The organism is Serpentinimonas sp. SSL01 (genome assembly GCF_056323735.1).
In genome coordinates this window covers 392973-408883 of the sequence record NZ_CM150487.1, presented here as the reverse complement: position 1 = coordinate 408883, position 15911 = coordinate 392973, and the positions used below count along the sequence as shown (strand labels likewise).

At 70.4% G+C, this 15911-nt stretch carries 15 protein-coding genes; all 15 read right to left on the bottom strand.

Annotation, left to right across the window (positions count from 1 at the left end; genetic code table 11):
- Window positions 1-14: 14 nt before the first annotated feature.
- The 15 genes from ACVMK0_RS01910 to ACVMK0_RS01840 all read right to left on the bottom strand — a co-directional run bounded on the left by ACVMK0_RS01910 (window position 15) and on the right by ACVMK0_RS01840 (window position 15898).
- Window positions 15-917, bottom strand: a complete 903-nt coding sequence (locus ACVMK0_RS01910) for an adenosylcobinamide-GDP ribazoletransferase (RefSeq protein ID WP_476464108.1) — start codon at window positions 915-917, stop codon at window positions 15-17.
- Entirely contained in the window at window positions 904-2034 is a 1131-nt protein-coding gene (gene cobT / locus ACVMK0_RS01905; RefSeq protein WP_231851221.1) for a nicotinate-nucleotide--dimethylbenzimidazole phosphoribosyltransferase, read from the bottom strand. The genes ACVMK0_RS01910 and cobT overlap by 14 nt, the downstream gene beginning before the upstream one ends.
- A gap of 32 nt (window positions 2035-2066) precedes the next feature.
- The gene (locus tag ACVMK0_RS01900; protein ID WP_476464107.1) at window positions 2067-3545 is read right to left on the bottom strand and encodes a cobyric acid synthase; all 1479 of its coding nucleotides are present in this window, start codon (window positions 3543-3545) and stop codon (window positions 2067-2069) included.
- Window positions 3542-4543 carry an aminotransferase class I/II-fold pyridoxal phosphate-dependent enzyme gene (locus tag ACVMK0_RS01895; RefSeq protein ID WP_476464106.1) on the bottom strand — a complete coding sequence of 334 codons (1002 nt, stop codon included), beginning with the start codon at window positions 4541-4543 and terminating at the stop codon, window positions 3542-3544. The genes ACVMK0_RS01900 and ACVMK0_RS01895 overlap by 4 nt, the downstream gene beginning before the upstream one ends.
- A 1-nt stretch (window position 4544) precedes the next feature.
- Window positions 4545-5549 carry an adenosylcobinamide-phosphate synthase CbiB gene (gene cbiB / locus ACVMK0_RS01890; protein WP_476464105.1) on the bottom strand — a complete coding sequence of 335 codons (1005 nt, stop codon included), beginning with the start codon at window positions 5547-5549 and terminating at the stop codon, window positions 4545-4547.
- Window positions 5550-5621: 72 nt separating this feature from the next.
- Complete coding sequence (gene bluB, locus ACVMK0_RS01885) at window positions 5622-6323, bottom strand: 5,6-dimethylbenzimidazole synthase (protein WP_476464104.1); 702 nt, start codon at window positions 6321-6323, stop codon at window positions 5622-5624.
- The gene (locus tag ACVMK0_RS01880; RefSeq protein ID WP_034113355.1) at window positions 6320-6703 is read right to left on the bottom strand and encodes a DUF1636 family protein; all 384 of its coding nucleotides are present in this window, start codon (window positions 6701-6703) and stop codon (window positions 6320-6322) included. Before ACVMK0_RS01880 ends, bluB begins: the two co-directional genes overlap by 4 nt.
- A gap of 15 nt (window positions 6704-6718) precedes the next feature.
- The gene (locus tag ACVMK0_RS01875; protein WP_476464103.1) at window positions 6719-7345 is read right to left on the bottom strand and encodes a vWA domain-containing protein; all 627 of its coding nucleotides are present in this window, start codon (window positions 7343-7345) and stop codon (window positions 6719-6721) included.
- 65 nt (window positions 7346-7410) lie between these two features.
- The gene (locus ACVMK0_RS01870; RefSeq protein ID WP_476464102.1) at window positions 7411-8469 is read right to left on the bottom strand and encodes a magnesium chelatase ATPase subunit I; all 1059 of its coding nucleotides are present in this window, start codon (window positions 8467-8469) and stop codon (window positions 7411-7413) included.
- Window positions 8466-12254 (bottom strand): cobaltochelatase subunit CobN, encoded by a 3789-nt coding sequence (cobN, locus tag ACVMK0_RS01865; protein WP_476464101.1) that lies wholly within the window; start codon window positions 12252-12254, stop codon window positions 8466-8468. Before cobN ends, ACVMK0_RS01870 begins: the two co-directional genes overlap by 4 nt.
- 16 nt (window positions 12255-12270) lie before the next feature.
- A complete protein-coding gene (gene cobW / locus ACVMK0_RS01860; RefSeq protein WP_476464100.1) occupies window positions 12271-13335 on the bottom strand; it encodes a cobalamin biosynthesis protein CobW in 1065 nt (354 codons plus the stop codon).
- A 38-nt stretch (window positions 13336-13373) separates the two neighbouring features.
- Complete coding sequence (gene cobO / locus ACVMK0_RS01855) at window positions 13374-13943, bottom strand: cob(I)yrinic acid a,c-diamide adenosyltransferase (protein ID WP_476464099.1); 570 nt, start codon at window positions 13941-13943, stop codon at window positions 13374-13376.
- A complete protein-coding gene (gene cobF, locus ACVMK0_RS01850) occupies window positions 13933-14715 on the bottom strand; it encodes a precorrin-6A synthase (deacetylating) (protein ID WP_034113348.1) in 783 nt (260 codons plus the stop codon). Before cobF ends, cobO begins: the two co-directional genes overlap by 11 nt.
- Entirely contained in the window at window positions 14712-15497 is a 786-nt protein-coding gene (gene cobM, locus ACVMK0_RS01845; RefSeq protein WP_034113346.1) for a precorrin-4 C(11)-methyltransferase, read from the bottom strand. The genes cobF and cobM overlap by 4 nt, the downstream gene beginning before the upstream one ends.
- The gene (locus tag ACVMK0_RS01840; protein WP_476464098.1) at window positions 15494-15898 is read right to left on the bottom strand and encodes a cobalamin biosynthesis protein; all 405 of its coding nucleotides are present in this window, start codon (window positions 15896-15898) and stop codon (window positions 15494-15496) included. Before ACVMK0_RS01840 ends, cobM begins: the two co-directional genes overlap by 4 nt.
- Window positions 15899-15911: the final 13 nt, after the last annotated feature.

The window sequence follows — 15911 nt, the reverse complement described above, 5'->3', positions numbered from 1 at the left end:
CCCAGCGGCCACGCTCAAGCACCCGCACCCAACACAGGCCCAACCAGCAGCGGCCCAGCCAGCACCAGCCCGAGCAGCAAACCCAGTTCAGCCGCTTGCTGCGTGGCCCCCAAGCCGTCGCCCGTGTAGCCCCCGAGGCGGCGCAGCAACCAGCGCGCCATGGGGGCCGCCACCAGCAGCGCGCCGCTCAAAGCCGCCGACAGCGCTACAACCAGGGCCAGCGCAGACCCGCCGCCCTGCACCAACTGCGTTGCACCCAGCGTTGCGCCCAAGGCCACGGCCGCCGCCCCACTGCCCAGCAGCACCAGCAGCGCCCACATCGCCGCCCAGAGCAGGCCGCCCAAACCGATGCCGTCGGCCAGCGGCTTGGCTTTGACTCCGGCCCGATCGCCCACGTGGCGATGCCGGTACAGCAGCCACAAGGGCGCGCAGCGCGACACGGTGTGCCCCCACAGCAGTCCCAGCAGCGCCAGCAGCGGCTCGATCTGCAGCAGGCTTGCCAATAAGGCGCATTTGGCCAGCAGGGCCACGCCCAGCGCCAGCGCGCCGTAGCTGCCGATGCGCGAGTCTTTCATGATCTCGAGCGCGCGCTCTGGCGTCGAGGCGCCACCGAGGCCGTCGAAGGTGTCGGCCAGCCCGTCTTCGTGCAAGGCCCCGGTGAGCAGCAAACCGGCCGCCAGCGCCGCCACGGCCGCTACCCAAGCCGCCGCTGGAACCGGGGGTAGCAGCCACCAAGCCAGCCCCAGCACGGCCGCCGTGAGCACCCCCACCCCTGCGCCCACCAGCGGAAAATAGCGCGCCGATGCGCGCAGCAGCTGCGGGCTGTAGCCCACCCAGTGCGCCAGCCGCCCCGTGACCGGGATGCGTGTCAAGAACTGCAGCGCCAGCAGCAGGCAACGCAGCTCATGCGCCATCATCGGTCCGCCTTGGCGCAGCGCCGCCGTCGAGGGTGCATGCCGCCTCGCCCGAGGCTGTGGCCACCACCGGCCCGCTCACCGCCGCCGATTCGAAGCTGGCCATCTCGTTGAGCAAAGCGCAGGCTGAAACCAGCAGCGGCCAAGCCAGCGCCGCGCCCGAACCCTCGCCCAAGCGCAGCCCCAGATCGAGCAGCGGCTCGGCCCCCAGCAAGCGCAGCATGGCGGCGTGGCCGCGCTCGCCGCTGCGGTGCGCAAACACACAGCGCTGCAACACCCGCGGCTGCAGCCGCGCCGCCACCAGCACCGCGGCACTGGTGATGAAGCCATCGACGACGATCACGCGCCGCTCGGCCGCCGCCTGCAGCACCGCCCCGACCAAGGCGGCGATCTCGAAGCCGCCCAGCGCCGCCAGCGCGTCCAGCGGTTCGCGGGCCTGTGCATGCAAAGCCAAGGCGCCGCGCAAGACGGCGGTTTTGTGCGCCACCCCGGCGGCATCGAGCCCGGTACCGGCCCCGGTGCAGTCCTCGATCGGCAAACCCCCGAGCCGCGCCAGCAGCAGCGCCGCCGCCGAGGTGTTGCCTATGCCCATCTCGCCCAGCAACAAGGCGTTGCCGGGCAGGCCCTGCACCACGGCCACGCCGTGCGCCAGCGCGGCGGCGCACTGCGCGGGCGTCATGGCCGGCTCGACGCTGGCGTCGGCGCTGCCGCTGGCGACCTTGCGCAGCTGCAAACCTGGCTGCGGCGACAGTGGGCTGGCCACGCCGCAGTCCACCACCGTCAGCGCCAAGCCGTGCAGGCGTGCCAGCACGCTCACCGCCGCGCCGCCGGCCAGAAAGTTCTGCACCATCTGCGCCGTGACGGCGCTCGGATAAGCCGATACGCCCCGCGCCGCCAAGCCGTGGTCGGCGGCAAACACCACCAGCTGCGGCTGCTGCAGCGTGGGCTTTTCGCTGCCCAAAATCAGGCCGATGCGCAGCGCCAGGGCTTCGATCCCGCCCAAGCTGCCCAGCGGCTTGGTCTTGTGGTCGAGCCGGTGCTGCAGGCGCGCTGAGAGCGCCGGCTGGAAGAGGTCTTCTAGGGTGGGCGGGGTGAAGGGCATGGTCATCAGTTTTTGCATGGTCAGGGCTTGCGTGGTTGGGGCTTGCAGGGTCAGGGCTTGCGTATCAGGGCGTCGAGCACACCGGGGGCAAAGTGGCTTTGCACAAAATCGGCTAGGCCATCGAACACGCTCTCCAGCGTGGGCGCGCTGCTGCCAAACAGGGCGCGCAGCACGGCTGGCTGTTCGAACAGGCCGTGCACATAGCAGCCGAGTACGTTGCCGGCCGCGTTTTGCCACGCCAGGCCGGGCATGACCTCGCGCGCGATTAGGCCTTGGGCCGCCATGTCGGGGTGCTGCACCGTTTGACCGTGATGGATTTCGTAGCCGGTCACGCGCACGCCCGACAACGCCGCCCAGCAGCCGGTCAGTTCAGCAAAGGACGTGCTCGTGTGGCAGACGGTTTTGCGCTCCGCAAACACCGTCACCAGCGGCAGCAAGCCCAGGCCGGGGGTGTTGCCCAGCGCCAGCGGTTCGATGCCGTGGGGGTCGATCAGCGCCTCGCCCAGCATCTGCAGCCCGCCGCAGATGCCCAGCACGGCCCGGCCCTGTGCGGCGTGCGCGGCCAGCGCCTGGTCCAGCCCCTGCGCACGCAGCCAAGCCAAGTCGGCTGCTGTGGCTTTGGAGCCGGGCAGCACGATCCAGTCGGCCCCGGAGCAGTCGGCCGGCGTGCGCGCCCAGATCAGGCGCAGACCCGGCACGTTCTTGAGCGGCTGAAACTCGTCAAGGTTGCTGCTGCGCGGGTAGGCGATCACGGCGATGGTCTGGCTAAGCGCGCCAGCGACACGGCTGCGGTCATCAAAAACCCCATCCTCTTCGGGCAAGCCGTGCTGCCACCACATGGGCAAGGTCGCCACCACCGGCACGCCGGTCAAGTCGTGCAGCATCTGAGGCGCCGGCGCGAGCAACGCCGCATCGCCCCGGAACTTGTTGAGCACAAAGCCGCAGATGAGCGCGCGCTCGTCCTCGGGCAGCAGGGCCCAGGTGCCGTAGAGGTGGGCAAAAGCGCCGCCGCGGTCGATGTCGGTCACCAGCAAACAGCGCGCCTGGGCGTGGCGGGCCACGCGCATATTCACGATGTCGCTGGCGTGCAGGTTGATCTCGGCCGGCGAGCCGGCGCCCTCGATCACCACCACGTCGTTTTCGGCGCACAGCGCATCGAGCGCGGCCCTGATCTGCGGCCAGACCCGTACGCTGCGCGCGCGCCAAGGCATGTCGCTGAGCTCGCGGCTGACTTCGCCCAGCAGCACCACCTGGCTGCGGGTATCGGCCTCGGGTTTGAGCAGCACGGGGTTCATGCGCACATCCGGTATGGCTCGGGCTGCGAGGGCCTGAAAATACTGGGCACTGCCGATTTCTCCCCATTCGCCACTGGGCGTTGGCACCACCCGGGCGTTGTTGCTCATGTTCTGGGCTTTGAACGGGGCCACTCGATAGCCTTGGGCGGCGTAGTAACGGCACAAGGCAGTCGCCAGCCAGCTTTTGCCGGCACCGCTGGTGGTGCCCAGGACCATGATGCAAGCGGCGGTCATGGGTGGCTTTCTGTTGGGGCCAGGGCGTCCAGCGCCTCAGTGAGGGCTAGACGGGCATCATCGGGCTGGGCACTCAGGCGCCACCAGCCGGGCAGGCCGAAGGAGGTGGCGTCTCGCAGCTTGACGCCACGGGCACGCAGTGCCTCTGCCTGGAGGGGGTATGGTGGACGGGCACAGAAATACGGCGTGTGACTGGGCTGGCACTGCCAGCCACGGGCAATCAGGTCATGTACTAGGGCCGTCTTCCATGCCCACAGCGTCTTCAGACTGCGGCGGACCCAATCCTGCACCTCGGGCTGACTCCACTGCATCAGCAGCGCCACACCATGACTGCCCACGGGCCACGAGGCGGCCATCGCGTCGAGTTCCATGGCTGCGGTGCGTGCCAGCTCGGGGGCAATCACGTAGGCGGCGCGCACACCCGTCATGCCCAGCGCCTTGTTGGGCGACCAGATCTGCCAGCAGTTGGACTGCAGGCTGGGACTCAGGGCGGGCGAGCCATCCAGGCGCAAGGGCTGATAGGCGCAGTCCAGCGCCACGAGGGCATGCGGGTGCTGCATCAGGGTGGCCAAGGAGGCAAGGTCTTCGTTCTGTCCCAAGGGGCTGCCCGGCTCGCACAACCACAGCAGGGCGGCCTGCGATGGATGGTGTGACCGCTCCAAGCCCCACGCGGCGGCGGCATGGGCATAGTCGCCATAAGCATGGCGTGGCCACCAAACGGACTGCCGACGGTGCAAGGCAGCCCAGCCGGTCAGGCGCTGAATCCATTCGCTGGCACTGCCGGCCAGCAGGATACGGTCGGACGCCACCCCATGCAGGTGAGCCAGCGCCTGCCGCAGCTGCGCGTAAGACGGATCGGGGTAATGGCAGGCATCGGCCTGCTGAACCGCCCGAGCCACCTGCGGGCATGGGCCGCAGGCATTGGCGTTGGACGAAAAATCCCAGCGGACGGGGCCCTGGGCATCGGTACTGCCATGTTCACGCTGCGGAAAAGTCATTTCACATCCCTCCCCGCCCATGCGGGAGCCACCCCACATGCAAGCACAAAAATGTCACCGCCAGCGCAGCCAGCAACCCGGCAGCCAGCCACACCACCCGTCCACAAAGCGCCACGCTGGCAGCGATGTGTTTCGGCGAGGGCGCAGGTGCCGGCTCGTTGAGCACATACACGCCCTCCTTGCCCAGCCGCACGTTCAGTGCCAGTGCCAGTGCGCCCATGGGCCAGCCTCCGTTGGGCGAAGGAGTCAGGCGGGCCAGCCGTGACAGCTCCTTCCAGTGTAGGCCACCGCCCACGGCCAGTATCAGGGCGCCCGTGAGGCGCGCGGGCAGCCACGACAGCACATCATCGGCCCGGGCTGCCCATTTCCCAGCCCAAGTCCAGACGCGACCATGGCGCTCTCCGCGGTAGCCCCACATGGCATCGGCCGTGTTGGCAAAGCGGTAAAGCACCGCCCCCGGCAAACCGGCGACAGCGAACCAGAACAGCGGCGCCACCACCGAGTCGTTGAGGTTTTCGGCCAGGGTGGACACCGCAGCCTCGCGCACCTGGATGTCGCTCAGGTCGGTGACATCCCGACTGACCAGCCGACCCACGCGCGCCCGACCGGCCTCCAGCGAATCCGCCAACGCCACCTCAACCGCGCACACCTCGTCGCGCAGCATGCGCCACGACAGCATGGGTTTGAGCAGAGCGCCTAGCAGAACTGCCTGGGCCAGTGGGTGCAGGGTTTGCATCGCGGCAACGACGGCCTGCGCGAGAGCCACCACCAGCGCCCCACCCACACACCAGCCCAGCGCCCCCAGCCAGAACTCGACCCCAGGCCGCGGGGCAGCGCCGACCGCGCGTGACACGCGACGCCCGACCGCCCCCAGGTAATGTCCCATGGCCACCACCGGGTGCAGACGCGCTGGTGGCTCGCCGAACAGCACATCCAGCGCGAGCGCAACCAGCACCGCGCCAGCCAGCACAGCGGCATCTGGGATAAGCAAGGCGATGAAGTCCATGAAAAACTCAGTCGAGATCACCTGTGGTCACTTGTGGCTCATATTCATTTATGGTTCAACACTGGAGATCGGTTATTCATGGGGTGCCGTAGGTTTGCATGGAGCCCGGCCCCAAACATCTTCAAATACCAGATCGTCCAAGCTGGCCCTGCGACTCCAGCGTTCCTGCTCCAGCATGGGTTCGTCGTAGAAGTGGTGCACCGGGCCGATGCAGAGCAATGCAACCGGCTCGGCGCCATCAGGCATTCCCAGGCGAGCAGCCACGGCTTGCGGATCAAACATCGACACCCACCCCACGCCCAGGCCTTCGGCACGGGCCGCCAACCACAGATTTTGAATAGCACAGGCCACAGAGGCCAGATCCATCTGTGGCATGGTGCGTCGCCCGAACACATGGCGCTCTCGCCCCTCGGCCAGGGCCACCACCCAGACTTCGGCCGCGTCCATCAAGCCCTCGATCTTCAGGCGCATGAAGGCATCGGCCCGCTCGCCTAGGGCGTGGGCGGTCTGTTTGCGTTCCTGCTCCACCAATGCCTTCAGATCGACCCTCAGCGCACGGGAGGCCACTCGCACAAAGCGCCAGGGTTGCATGTAGCCGACACTGGGGGCGTGGTGGGCGGCCGTTAGCAGGCGGCGCATCACGTCTGGCTCAACTGTGCCACCGGCAAAGTGGCGCATGTCACGCCGCTCGAAGATGGCGCGGTACACCGCTTCGCGTTCGGCGTCGGAAAACGCCGCATCGGTCGCGGCTGGAAGGATCGTCGGGGTGTTCATGCGACGGAGGTCTCCAGCGGCGGCAGGCGACACAGGATGCCGCTGCGCAGCAAGGGGGGCCGGGCGTCGCGGGCCAGGTTGCCGTCGGGCGTACGGTGGTGCAGCGCTGCGCAGTCGAGCAACTGGCGCGCCACCTCCTCAGAGGGTGCGAGGTCGCCAAACTGGTAGCTGTGTTTGCCTGCGGCCTGGAAGGCCACGGTACAGGCGCGTGAGCAGCCGGCCGTGCAGGTAACGCCGCGCACGCGCACACTGGCCCAGTCGGCGCGATCGGCAAAGGCCTGTTCGGCCTGCACGGCTTCGAACAGGATTTCGCCAGCAGCCCGCTGGTCGCGCGGGTTGTCGGCGGGTCGGCAGGTGGTGCAGATGATGAGTTCGGTCATGTTCGGTCTCTGTGGTCAGGATGCGGCCGCCAGCGGACGGCGCCATTCGGCCCCCCAGCACACGGCCCAGTCGCGGCAACGGCCCAGGGGTCGCTGCGGGTCGTCGAAATCGACGATGACGAGGTGGTCGGCGCCGGCAGGCGGGTGGGGGTGTTCCAGGCTGCGACCATCGGTCAGCAGCCACAGCGTGCACGACACCGAGCCGTGGCGGCGACGAAAGGTTTGCAGCTCGGTCTGGGCCTGGCGCAGGCCTTCGGCCAGCGGCGTGCCCCCTCCGCCCCCCAGGCGGCCTATGCGGGGCATGGCCGAGCGGCGCGCCGGGGTGGCGTGTTGCAGCCACTGCACCCCCTGGCCGCCGAACAGCAGCACTGCCACGTGGGTGCCTGCGCGGGTGGCTTCTTCGAGCAGCCGGCTGGCAAACGCCTTGGCCTGCGCCAGGCGCGCGCCGTGGCGCATGGACCCGGAGTTGTCCAGCGCGATCAGGTGCAGGGTGGTGGGCTTGGCCGGGGTGTGCACCCGCTGCAGGTGGGCGTGCTGCAGCGGGGCCGTACCTTTGCTGGCCAGGGTGCGCGGCCAGTGGATGCGGGCCGACGCAGCTGCCGGTGCGGGCCGTTCGGCCTGCGCCAGGCGCGGCCGTGCCAAAGCGGCAGAGGGGGCTTGCCACCACCGCAGACCGGGCACCACAGGTACCCGGTCCACGGGGTGGCTCAAGCTTTTTTTGCCACAAGCCCTCCCGTGGGCAGGCGGGCTGCCATGCCTTCGGGCAACGGGTCCAACGCGCCCCAGTCGCCTTCGGGCGTGGGGGACGTTGCGCCGTTGGTGTTGCCCGTGGGCGGGGTGTGGGCGGCAGGCGCGCTAGCCGCCGGGGGCTGCGCGAGTGTCTGCGCGGACACCTGGCGACGGTGGGCCAGGGCCAGTTCGGCCACCGCGTCCACATCGGCCACACCCACCTGGTCATGGCCCTGCAGGGCGGCGTGGGCACGGGCGGCGCGCAGCAGCACCAGATCGCCGCGCACGCCATCCACGCCGGCCTGCAAGGCCAGGGCGGTGGCGTGGGCCAGCACCGCGTCGGGCCAGTCGAGCCGGGCCAGCGCTGTTCTGGCTGCCTGCAGGCGCGTCACCAGGGCCTCCTGGGCTGCGGCCTGCTGCTGCACCACGGCCTGGGGGTCCATATCAAAAGCCAGCCGGGCGCGCACGATGGCCTGGCGCAGCTCGGGCGTGTCGGGGTTGCCCAGGTTCACCAGCAGGCCGAAGCGGTCCAGCAGCTGCGGGCGCAGCTCGCCCTCTTCGGGGTTCATGGTGCCCACCAGCACGAAGCGCGCGGCGTGCTGGTGCGACAGGCCATCGCGTTCCACCGTGTTGACGCCACTGGCGGCCACGTCCAGCAGCGCGTCCACCAGCGCGTCGGGCAGCAGGTTCACCTCGTCCACGTACAGCACACCGCCATGAGCGCGGGCCACCATGCCCGGCGCCAGACGAACCTGGCCGTCTCGCAGCACGTCTTCGAGGTTGAGGGTGCCCACCAGCTGTTCCACGCTGGCGGCCAGCGGCAGGCTGACGAATGGTGCGCCGGGCAGCAGGTCGGCCAGGGCCCGCGCCGCCGTGGACTTGGCGGTGCCGCGCGGCCCGCTGATGAGCACACCGCCAATGCCGGGGTCCACCGCCGCCAGCAGCAGGGCCTGGCGCAGCTCGGGGTTGCCCACCAGGGCCGAGAACGGGAACCCGGGGGCCGGCGCGGTTTCGGTGATGAAGATATCGTGTTTCATGCGTTCGGTCCTTCGCCCTGCGATTCGAGGCGGTGTTCCAGCGCCAGCAGCGCTTCTTCGATGCGTTCGCGGTGGTCGCCGGGCTGGGCCCACAGCCCGCGCTGCATGGCTTCGAGCAGGCGCTCGCCGATGCTGCGCAGGGCCAGCGGGTTGTGCTGTTCCAGGAAGGCGCGGTTGGCCGGGTCGTGCACATAGGCTTCGGCCACCAGGGCGTACTGGTGGTCGCGAACCTGGCCGGTCGTGGCACCAAAGCCGAACAGGAAATCGACCGTGGCCGCCATTTCGGCCGCGCCCTTGTAGCCGTGGCGCCGCACGCCTTCGATCCATTTGGGGTTGACCACGCGCGAGCGCACCACCCGCGCCAGCTCTTCCGACAGGCTGCGGATGTGCGGCGCGCCGGGGGTGCTGAAGTCGCCGTGGTAGAGGGCCGGCTGCGCACCGCCCAGGTGCTGCACGGCGGCGGCCAGGCCACCCTGGAACTGGTAGTAGTCGTCGGAGTCGAGGATGTCGTGCTCGCGGTTGTCCTGGTTCTGCAGCACGGCCTGCAGGCCGCAGACGCGGCGCTCGAAGCTCTCGCGAGCGGCGGTGCCGTGGCCGTCCTGCCCGTAGGCGAAAGCGCCCGCACGCAGGTAGGCCTGGGCGATGTCGTCCTGGCCGTTCCAGCGCCTGCCGTCCACCAGTTCCTGCAGCCCGGTGCCGTAACCGCCAGGGCGCGGGCCGAACACGCGCCAGCTGGCCTGGCGCTGCGCGGCGTCGTCGGTCAGGCCGCGCGCGCGCGCCTCGTCGGCTTCGCGATGCACGCGCGCGCGCACCGGGTTCACGTCGTCGGGTTCGTCGTCCACCGGCACCGCCGCAACGGCCTTGACGGCGGTGTCGAACAGGTCGATCAGGCCGGGGAAGGCGTCGCGGAAGAAGCCCGAGACGCGCAGCGTCACATCCACCCGCGGCCGGTTGCGGATGGCCATGGGCAGCACCTCGATGTCCACCACCCGGCCGCTGCCGGGCGCCCACTTGGGCCGCACGCCCAGCAGGGCCATGGCCTGGGCCACATCCTCACCGCCGGTGCGCATGGTGCTGGTGCCCCAGACCGACAGCCCGACCGACGCGGGGTAGCTGCCGTGGTCCTGCAGGTGGCGCTCGACCACCCGGTCGGCAGCCAGCGCGCCCATGGCGTAGGCGGTGGGCGTGGGCACGGCGCGGGTGTCCACGGCGTAGAAATTGCGGCCGGTGGGCAGCACATCGGGCCGCCCACGCGAGGGCGCACCGCTGGGGCCGGGTGGCACGAAGCAGCCACGCAGGCCGCGCAGCAGCTGGGTCATCTCCTGTTCGCCGCAAGCGTCCAGCCGCGGGGCCAGCACGCCCTGCACCTGGGCGAGTACCGGCGCTGCGTGTGGCCAGCGCGCGGCGTCGGGCGGGGTGGCATCGGCCAGCAGCCGGGTGGCCAGTTTTTCGATGCGCTCGCGGGTGTGGCCGGCGTGGCGCCAGGGCTCGTCGCCCAGGGCCTGCAGGGCGGCCGGGCGCGGGCCCTGCCAGGGCTGGGCCCAGTCCGGGTCCAGCGGGTCGAAACCGTCCAGCCCCAGGTCGGCGGCCAGGGCCTGCAGCAGGCTGCCCTGCCCGGGACACTTGCCGCGCGGAAAGCGCGCCAGCGCCAGCAAGGTGTCGGCGCGCTGGCGGCCGGCGGGCGAACGGCCGAACACGTGCAGCCCGTCGCGGATCTGGGACTCCTTGATCTCGCACAGGTAGGCGTCCAGCCGCTCCAGCACACGCTGGCGTGCCGCGTCGTCGGCCGGCGGTTCGAAGCCAAGGTCGGCGTGCAGGCCGTGGGTGATGACGTGGTCCAGGATGGTCTGGCGCAGCCGGGTGGCGCGGCGCGGGTCCAGCGACAGGGCTTCGTAGTACTCGTCCATCTGGCGTTCGAGCACCTGCAGCGGGCCGTAGGTCTCGGCCCGCGTGAGCGGCGGCATGAGGTGGTCGATGATGACCGCCTGCGTGCGGCGCTTGGCCTGGCTGCCTTCGCCGGGGTCGTTGACGATGAAGGGGTAGAGGTGCGGCAGCGGGCCGAGGATGGCGTCGGGCCAGCACTCGGCCCCCAGGGCCACGCTCTTGCCCGGCAGCCATTCGAGGTTGCCGTGTTTGCCCACGTGCACCAGCGCGTCGGCGGCCCAGGTGCGGCGCAACCAGAAATAGAAGGCCAGGTAACCGTGCGGTGGCACGAGGTCGGCGTCGTGGTAGCTGGCCAGCAGGTCCAGGTCGCGCCCGCGCGCGGGCTGGATGCCCACAAACACCCGGCCCAGGCGCAGGCCGGGGATCATGAAACGGCCCTGACGTACCATCGGGTCCTGCTCGGGCGCGCCCCACAGCGCGTTCACCTCGGCCTGCCGTTCGGGGGCCAGCGCGTGGAAGGCGGCCAGGTAGTCGGCCATGGCCAGGCTCTGGCCCACCGGGCGGTGGTCGTTGGCGTCGAGCCGGTTGGTCACGCCCTCGATCAGGCGTGCCATCAGCGCGTCACCGCCGTCGGGCAGGTCACCCGTGTCGTAGCCCTGGGCGCGCAACGCCTCAAGGATGCCAACCGCCGAAGCCGGCGTGTCCAGCCCCACGCCGTTGGCCAGCCGGGCGTCGTCGTTGGGGTAGTTGGCCAGCACCAGGGCCAGCCGGTGCTGGGCCACCGGGACGTGGCGCAGGCGGCACCAGCGCTGCGCCAGTTCGGCCACGAAGGCGATGCGTTCGTCGTCGGGCTGGTAGCGCACCACGTCCACCTCGGCGCGCTCGCAGCGCCAGGCCAGGCCCTTGAAGCTGATGGCGCGGGTGCCGATGCGGCCGTCCACCTCGGGCAGCACCACCTGCATGGCCAGGTCGCGCGGCGCCAGGCCGTGCGGGTCTTCGGCCCACTGTTCGCGCACGCAGCCGGCGGTGATGAGCTGCAGCACCGGCGCATCACCGGCCAGCAGCACCGGCTCGGCGCCCTCCCCGTCGACACCGTCGATGGACCCGATGGCAAAGCTGGTGGCGTTGAGCACCACGTCCACCGCGTGCTCGGCCGCCAGGGCCTGCAGCGTCGCCAGCGTGGCGGGCGCCTTGAGCGAGTCCACCGCCAACGCCAGCGGGTTCAGGCCGCGCTCGTGCAGCGCGGCCAGCAGCGCGTCGAACACCGCCGTGTTGCCGGCCTGCGCGTGCGCGCGGTAGAACACCAGCAGCGCCACCGGCTGCCCGGTCCGCCAGGCCAGCGGCTGTGCCGGCTGGTAGCGCAGGGTCGGCGGCATCGGCTGCGGCGGCGCCGGCTCGGCCCCCGCGTGCCAGACGCGGTGCCGGATGAGGTCGAAAAACGCACGGGCGTTGTCGCGCCCGCCTTCGCGCAGGCAGCGCCAGAGCCAGCGGCTGTCGGCCACGGCGGCGGTGCCGCGCTGCAGCAGCAGCGGGTCTTCCAGCGCCTCGCCCGAGAAGATGGACAGCCACTGCCCGCGACGCCCGGCCAGTTCCACCGCCTGCTCCACCACGTAGGCCCAGTCGGCCGGCGCACCCAGGTGGTCGATCACCACCACCCGCGCGTGGCGCAGCACGTCGTCCACGTACAGGTCCATGGACGCGGGCTGGCGCAGCCACATCAGGTTGGCCAGCCGCACCGTCGGGAAGTCGGGCGGCAGCGCGTCCACCGCGTCGGCCAGCAGCGACAGCGTGGTGTCGGCCGCGCTGAGCACGACGATGTCGGCCGGCGTCTGCGCCACACGCACGATGCCCTGGCCACCGTCTTCGACGTGGCCGCCCGGGCGGGTGGACAGCAGATGCATGCGCGGCGTCCGACGATCAGGCCGCCGCAGCGGCGGGGTTCAGGTCGGCCTGCAGCTCGCGCAGCAGCTGGTCGGCGTCCAGGTGGTCGCCAATGAACACCAGCCGGCTGGCGCGCACCTCGTCAGCGCGCCAGGGGCGGTCGAACTGGCTGTCAAAGCGCTGGCCTACGCCCTGCACCAGCAGGCGCATGGCGGCGCCGGGCAGCGCCACGAAACCCTTGACTCGGTAGACTTCGTGGCGGCGCACCAGGGCCAACAGCGCGTCCAGCAGGCGCTGGCGGTCGGTCACGTCCAGCGTCAGCGAAAGCGAATCGAATTCGTCGTGGTCGTGGTCCTCTTCCTCGTCGTGGTGGGTCTTGCGGCCGTCGATTACGTCTTCCACAGCGCGGCCCATGCCCAGCAGCAGGTCGATGTCCACGCGCCCTTGCTGCGCGTGCACCAGCTTCACGCCAGCCGGTGTTTCGGTGCGCACAGCGGCTTCCACCTGCGCCAGGGCGGCGGCGCCCAGGCCATCGGTCTTGTTGATGACCACCAGGTCGGCGGTGGCCAGCTGGTCCTCGAAAAGCTCGGCAAGCGGCGAGTCGTGGTCCAGGTTCTCGTCGGCACGGCGCTGGGCGTCCACCGCCACCGGGTCTTCGGCGAACTGACCGGCGGCCACGGCCGGTGCGTCCACCACCGTCACCACCGAGTCCACCGTGAAGGTGTTGCGCAGGCTGGGCCACTGGAAGGCCTGCACCAGCGGCTTGGGCAGGGCCAGGCCCGAGGTCTCGATCACCAGGTGGTCGATCTGGTCGCGCCGTGCGGCCAGTTGCTCCATGACAGGCGCGAACTCTTCCTGCACTGTGCAACACAGGCAGCCGTTAGCCAGTTCGTACAGCTGGCCGTTGTCGTTGCCGTCTTCGTCACAGCCGATGCCGCAGGCGCGCAGCAGTTCGCCGTCGATGCCCAGGGCACCGAACTCATTGACGATGACCGCGATGCGCCGGCCCTGCGCGTGGGTCAGCAGGTGGCGCAGCAGCGTGGTCTTGCCAGCCCCGAGGAAGCCGGTGACGATGGTGGCGGGGATTTTCCGGAGGTTCATGTCGGTGTCCTGTAGAAAGATCGGGTAGGGTCGTGGCGTCAGTCTTCGATGCCGCGCTGCGCCGGCACGCCGGCGTTGAAATGGTGTTTGATGAGCGTCATCTCGGTCACCGTGTCGGCCAGTTCGATCAGTTCTGCCGGCGCGTTGCGACCGGTCAGCACCACGGTCACACCGGGCGGACGCTCGCGCAGGCAGGTGAGCACCGCATCCAGGGTGATCCAGCCGTAGCGCAGCGGGTACATGATTTCGTCGAGCACCACCATGAAGTGCTCGCCCGCGCGGATGGTCTCCTCGGCCTTGGCCCAGCCGTGCTGCGCCAGCTCGGCCGAGTGGTCGAGGTCGCGGCTTTTCCAGCTGAAGCCGTCACCCATGGCTTCGATGGGAATGCCCAGCTGTTCGAAGAGCCGGTGCTCGCCAAAGCGGGCACTGGGCACCTTCATGAACTGGTAGACCTTGATCTTCTTGCCGCGGCCGTGGGCACGCAGGGCGAGGCCGAAGGCCGCCGTGCTTTTACCCTTGCCGTGGCCGGTGTGGACCATGATCAGGCCGCGTCGTTCGCCCTGGGGTTTGGGGGTGTCGCGGTGTATCGGTGGGGTTTCAATCTGCATGGTGTCTCTCGTCGTCGGTGACCTGCTTGAGCAGGTAGGTGTCCATGATCCAGCCGTGGCGCTCGCGCGCCTGCGCCCGCTCGCGCAGGATGGTTTCGCTCACCGCAGCCAGCGGGCCGCTGATGCACAGCTGGTGCGGCATGCCCAGAAAGGCGCCCCACCAGATGTGCAGGCCTTCGGGGGCCAGGGTCCGAAAGGAGCATTGCCCGTCCAGCAGCACCGCCACGGTGTAGGTGTTGGCGGGCCAGCCGAGCTCGCGCAGCTGGCGCCCGGTGGTGATGAGCACCGGCGCGTTGATCTCGTTGAGCGGGATGGCGTGGGCCGCCGTCAGCGCCTGCAGCGCGGTGATGCCGGGCACCACGGTGGTGGTCAAATCCACCTGCCGCTTCAGGCGCTGTGCGATGCGAAGGGTGCTGTCATAGAGCGACGGATCGCCCCAGACCAGCAAAGCCACGGTGCCCCCGTCGGGCAGGTGCCGGGCGATGGTGTCCAGCCAGATCTGGGCAATGGCGTCGTGCCAGCGGTCCACGGCGCCAAGGTAATCGGTCTCGCTCCCTTCGCGCACCGGCATGTCAAACGGGGCCACCACCGCGCCAGCGGGCGGCAGCAGCTGGCGGCACAGTTCCAGGCGCAGGTCGGCCAGCTCGGCCTTCTCGGCGCCCTTGTGCGGCACCAGCACCAGCTGGGCGCCCTGCAGCGCCGCAACGCCCTGGCGGGTGATGTGGTCCGGGTGACCGGCGCCCATGCCGATCAGGCTGAGGTGAATCTTCATTCGCTGCCTGCCGGGAAACGTGGCGCCGCGCCCAGCGGGCGGTAGCGGCGGTCGTAGTCGGCCGCGTAGAGGCGGCTGTGGCCGAAGTCCTCGGCCCCGAGGTTGCGGCCCACGAGGATCAGCGCGGTGCGGTCGATGCCCTCGCCGATGGCGGCCTCGATGGTCGAGAGACTGGCGCGCACCACGCGCTCGTCGGGCCAACTGGCGCGCCAGACCACGGCCACCGGACAGTCGGCCCCGTAGTGCGGCAGCAAATCTCGCACCACCTGGGGCAACACGTGGATGGACAGGTGGATGGCCAGCGTGGCGCCGGTGCGGGCAAAGTTCGCCAGCGCCTCGCCGTCGGGCATGGGCGACGCGCGCCCGCTGGTGCGCGTGAGCACCACCGACTGGCTCATGCCCGGCAGCGTCAACTCGGCCCCCAGGGTGGCAGCGGCCGCGGCGAACGAGGGCACGCCCGGCGTGACGGTGAAGGGAATGCCTGCCTCGCGCAGCGCGCGCAGTTGCTCGCCCATGGCCGACCAGACCGAGAGGTCGCCCGAGTGCAGGCGCGCCACGTCCTGACCTTGTGCATGGACCTCTTGAATGGTCTGCACGATCTGCTCCAGCGACAACGGCGCGGTGTTGACGATGCGCGCGCCCGGCGGGCAATGGGCCAGCACGCCTTCGGGCACCAGCGAGCCGGCGTACAGGCACACCGGGCTGGCGGCGATCAGATCGCGGCCCCGCAGGGTCAGCAGGTCGGGGGCGCCCGGTCCGGCGCCAATGAAATGAACGGTCATGGGGTCAGCGATTGGGATGTTTTCACGGCAATGGCGGCGGTGGCGCTGCCATCGGCACTGACGTGGCGCCGACTGGCCAGCACCGCGCCGGGACCGGCCGCGGCCAGGGCGGCGGCTTCGGCCAGGCTGCGGGCGCCGTAGCGGGCCGGCACGTGGGCGCTGGGCTGTGCGTCCTGCGCCACCAGCAGGGGCGGTGGCACGGGCTGCAACGGCAAGGCCAGGTCGGTGGCCAGTTGCACCAGGGCCGGGTGCTGGCACTTGTCGTCGGCCGCGGCCAGTGCGCGCAGCGAAAGCTCGGCCCCGCCCTGCCTGGCAGCGGCCAGCGCGGCATCCAACACCTGGCGCAGGGCCTGCGGGCTGGTCTGCTGGCGAAAGCCCAGGCCAGCGACGGCAGAGGTCACAACGGGGGTGAAG